Genomic DNA, 5,422 nt, shown 5'->3' with positions numbered 1-5,422 from the left:
GCCGACATCATCCATGCCGGTGCAGGCGACGACACCGTCAACGCCGGCGCCGGAGACGACATCGTCTTCGCCGGCAGCGGCATCGATGCGGTGGCCGGCTACGAGGGCGACGACTTCATCGAGGGCGGCGAGGGCGGCGACATCCTGTGGGGCGACTTCACAACGTACAACGTGGGGGGTGCGGCGAGTGCGGTGAGAACCGGCATCGTGCACGGCGCCACCTGGACCAGCCAGCTCCAGCTCGACCCTGCGCGCCATGGGCGTGACTTCATCGATGGCGGCGAAGGCGACGACGCCATCGTCGGCGGGGGCCAGGCCGACGAACTCTACGGCGGCGCCGGCGACGACCTGATCCTGGGCGACGATCTGGGCATCTCAGCGCAATTTGCGGGCGACGACTACCTCGATGGCGGCGGCGGAGACGACATCCTCATCGGCGGTGGCAAGGATGACACCCTCGATGGCGGCGACGGCGCCGACGTACTGCACGGCGACGACGAGACGGCGGACCTGGCCGGCGAGAACCACGGCAACGACCTGCTCGATGGCGGCGATGGCGACGATGACCTCATCGGGGGCGGGGGCGACGATGTCTTGCTGGGCGGCGCCGGTGACGACCTGCTGGAAGGCGACAGGAGCACCGGCCTTGCCTCCCAGTTCCACGGCAACGACTACCTTGAAGGCGGTGACGGCGAAGACACCCTGTGGGGCAACGGCGGCAATGACGTCCTCATGGGCGGCAGCGGCATCGACTACCTCGACGGCGCCGAAGGCGATGACCTTCTCGAAGGCGGCGACGGCAAAGACACCCTGCTGGGCAGCAGCGGCAACGATGTCCTCATCGGCGGCAAAGGCAACGACTACCTCGACGGCGGCGAGGGCGATGATCGCTACGTCATCGCCACCGATGACGTAGACAATGCCCCACTGGCCGAACTGCTGACCGACTCGGGCGGCACCGACACCGTCGAATTCCAGGGCCCGGTGTCCATCGTCGGCGCCACCGCCAAGGGCGAACTCGTCCTGGCCCTGGGCGATCCCTCCCAGCAGCGGTGGGTCTTGCTCGACCGCGGCTACACCGGCGTCTTTGAAAACATCATCGTCGGCGGCCAGCAATTCGACATGCGCGAGTGGCTCCAGTCGAATTCGTCGCAGCCCGTCGACTTCACCGTGCAAAGCGGGGAATCTGTCTGGGGGGCGGGCGGGGCCGACCGGCTGAGTGCAGCCGACGGAGCCAGGAACGTCACCTTGAACGGTGGCAAAGGCAACGACTACTACGACCTGTCGACGAACCGCAGTGGCGGTGCCACCGTCGAACTCCAGCTCGGCGATGGCATCGACACCGTCGACTCCGGCAGCGACAAAAGGCGATCCGATTGGACCCAATCCAGATTCCTCTTCGGCCAGGGCATCACCCGCGAGAGCCTGCAACTGGCCAAGACCTTCGATGCCTCTTCGCAATCGCTGCAGATGTCTCTGGCCTACGGAACGCAGGGCGACCGGATCTTCCTCAAAGGAAGCTACTTCGACACCCTTGAACTGGCCGATGGAAGCTCCATGACATGGCAACAACTGGCCGACAAGGGCGTGCTCATCAACATGGCCGACGACGCCGGCAACTCCTACGGCAACGGCACCCACTACCGCGACATCATCACCGGCCGCGCTGGCAACGACACCATCTACAGCGACCAGGGAGATGACGTCATCGACGGCGGCGCGGGCAACGACATCATCTACAGCCATGAAGGAAACGACGTCATTGATGGCGGTGCAGGCAACGACCAGATCTACGGCGGTCAGGGCAGCGACGTCTTCCTGTTCGGCAAGGGCGATGGTCAAGACCGGATCCTCGATTCGTCCGCCATCGGCGACCAGGATGTGCTGCGCTTCAAGGCGGGCGTTTCTCTGGCCGACGTGCTATTCATCAGAAGCGGCGATGACCTCGTCGCCAACCTGCTCAACTCGACCGACAAGGTAACGGTCGTCGGCGCCTACAGCACCGACCCTTTGCATCGGGTTGAATTCTCCGGCGGCCCCTCGATTCGTCTGGCTGACCTCAGCTTGGCAACCGGCCAGCAACAGGCCACCTCGGGCAACGATGTGATCAAGCTGTTGGCAATGGGTGAGACCGTCGATGCGCTCGCAGGCGACGACACCGTGCAAGGTGGAATCGGCAACGACACCATCGACGGCAACGCCGGCACTGACACGCTCCATGGCGGCGCCGGCAACGACACCCTTCGAGGCGGGAACGGCTACGACTCGCTCTATGGAGAAGCAGGCGACGACAGGCTGGAAGACGCCGACGGGGCGCAACGCATGGATGGCGGCGAGGGCAACGACACCATCATCGGCGAGGCTTATCAGATCTTCGCGGGCGCTGGCGATGACTGGGTGGATGCCAGCGGCGCCCTGATCAACCTCAGTGGCGGCGGCACCGACACCGTCGTCATTCGTCCTCGCGTTCAGCTCGGCAACACCGTCATACAAGGCATCAGTACGACAGCGGGGCAAACCACGACCATTCGGTTCGCTTCAGGCATCAGCCCCGCTTCGCTCAAGATCTCGTCTCGGGAAGGGCTGATTTCAGGTTCCGCCTACTCACCGACTTCCTATTTGCTCATCGAGATCTCAGGGTCCCGCAGTGATCTTCGCATCGAGCAGTTCATGGAGCTGCCCGCTGCGCAGCAAGGCATTCGCTTCGTCTTCGACGATGCGCCCAATGTCGTGCTCAGCTACGCCGACGTCTATGCCTCGGCCAATACCGCTACCGGACTCGACAATGGGCTCTGGGGCACCAGCGGCACCGACACCCTTGACGGCCTGGCAGGCAACGACACCCTTCGCGGCCTGGGCGGCAATGACACGCTGATCGGCGGCGCCGGCAACGACACGCTCTACGGTGGTGCTGGCGACGACGTGCTGGTGGCGTCTTCGGGCCAGGACAAACTCTACGGCGGCCAAGGCAACGACACCTACAGGATTCTGGACGGCAGCCATGTGATCTACCGAGACGATCCTGCGGGGCGCGACATCGTGGAGTTCGGCGCCGGCATCAGGCCTGAAGATGTCATGGTTCTGCGCGACGGCAACAACGCCTTGCTCTCGTCGAAGGATGGCGTGGCTGTCCGGTTGGACTATCTCTTCGAGTCGCTCACGACGAGCTCTGGTATCCAGGAAGTTCGTTTCGTCTCCTCTCCGCAAACCATCTGGACAGCGGCGACTCTGCGTCAACTGGCCGTCACGGGCAATGACGGCAACAACGTCCTGAACGGTTTCGACGGCCTCGACGATGCCATGGCCGGCGGTGGCGGAAACGACAGACTCGATGGCGGTACGGGCAACGACACGCTGGATGGCGGCGCCGGCCATGACTACCTGATCGGCGGCGCCGGCAACGACACCTACAGCTTCCAACGAGGCGGTGGCCAGGACATCTTGACTGACAGCGCGGGCGTGGATGCCGTTCAGCTGGGCGCGGGCATCCTGCCGTCGGACGTCACCCTGATCAAGACATCGAGTTCCCCTACCAACCGCGCTCCGGGCGACGTGGTGCACGGCACCAGCGTGGACTCGCTCGTGATCGCGCTTGCCAGCGGCGAACAACTCTGGATACCGGGCCAGTTCACGACCGCAGGCGCCATCGAAAGCATCCGCTTTGCCGACGGCACCCTCTGGGCAGCGTCGGACATCAACGCGCGTCTGATCAATAGCGTGGGCACAGCCAATACCCAAACCGGGACCAGCGGCAACGACACCTACACCGTGGACCACAGATCCGACCAGATCATCGAGAGTGCGGGTGGCGGCACCGATCTCGCCAACAGTTCGGTGTCCTACTCTCTGCCCAACAACGTCGAGAACCTGATGCTGACCGGCATTCTCAACATCAATGCCACGGGCAATGACGGCGCGAACGTGATCACCGGCAATGCGGGCGACAACGTGCTCGACGGCGGGGCCGGCGGCGACACGCTGATCGGCGGGCTGGGCAACGACACCTACATCGTCGAAGCGGGCTTGCCCATGACCCTGCCCGACTGGAGCTATCTCCCGAAGGACGTCATTGTCGAGACTGCAGAAGGCGGCATCGACACCCTGGTGACCATGCAGTATGACGTGCGCTTGCCGGACCACGTGGAGAACCTGTTCATCTCAGGCAGCACGATCACCACGATCTGGGGTATCCCCAAGGGTGTGAACGGCATTGTCACCTTCGACGACGTTTACAGGCCGTACATGGATTTCCAGGCTGACACCAGGGCCTGGTACCGGGGGAATTCGCTGGACAACGTCATCGACCTGACCCTCGGTGGAACGATCGGCTCTCCAGTGAACAACTCCTTTGGCGGCGCCTTGGTCGATGGCGGCGAGGGGGCCGATCGAATGATCGGCGGCGCGGAGAACACCTATTTCATGATCGACAACGCTGGCGACCTGGTGGTCGAGGCCAAAGGCGGCGGCCAGGACGTCATGATCTCGTCCACCCTTTCGCTGACGGTGGCGCCGAACGTGGAAGGCATCGAGCTTCGTGGCAGTCTGGCCCTGGGCGCGACTGGAGACGCCGCGAACAACGACCTGCGGGCCTCGAACAATACCGCGAGCAACGTGCTGACGGGCCTGGACGGTGACGACACCTACTTCGTGGATGCCAGCGACGTGGTGGTCGAGGCCTCCGGCGGCGGCAACGACCGGGTCGTCATCGACGTGGTGCGGGGAGGTTCGTCGATCCTGCGCTCCAGCGGCAAGAAGTTCTACCTGGACGGCTACGCCCATGTCGAGAACATCGCGGCCAATGGCCGAGTCGCATGGGAGGGAGATTCGTACGGCGGCGAAGGCGTTTACTTCGTGGGCAATGCGCAGGACAACGGCATCAGCGGCTCTTTCGAGAACGACACACTGGAAGGCGGCGCAGGCAACGATGCCATCGAAGACCAGTATCGGGCGCTGGACACCGGCGGCGCGCGCCGCATCGATCGCGATGAACTGTATGGCGGCGATGGCGACGATCGGCTGATCAGCTATTTCGGCTCCGACCTGCTCGATGGCGGCGCAGGCGACGACAAGCTGGTGAAGATGTTCATCGATCCGGGCAGCAAAGTGACCTTGCGCGGCGGCACGGGCAACGACCGGTACGAGATTGTCGAAGACAGAAGCGTGGTGTCCGAAGACGTGGATGGCGGTATCGATACCGTTTACTTCGCCGGATGGGGCGGCTATGCGCTGGGCGACAACGTCGAGAACCTCGAGCTCAACGACAACGCCGGCTACGCCACCGGCAACGCCGGCGCGAACCTCATCACGACGGGCTCTGGCAACAACACCTTGAACGGACTCGGCGGCAACGACACCCTCTCCGGCGGCGCAGGCAGCGACACCTATGCCTTCGCGCTGGGCGACGGCCAGGACACCATCGACG

At 64.0% G+C, this 5,422-nt stretch carries 1 protein-coding gene; it reads left to right on the top strand.

Features of this window, described 5'->3' with window-relative positions; translation table 11 throughout:
* Positions 1 to 5,422, top strand: a 5,422-nt coding sequence (locus A8M77_RS34645) for a calcium-binding protein (RefSeq protein WP_272947474.1), incomplete at both ends; no start/stop codon positions are given.

This window comes from Variovorax sp. JS1663 (genome assembly GCF_002157355.1).
Classification (GTDB): Bacteria; Pseudomonadota; Gammaproteobacteria; order Burkholderiales; family Burkholderiaceae_C; genus Variovorax.
Note: the sequence above shows the minus strand (reverse complement) of the source record. Positions and strands in the feature narration are given on the sequence as shown.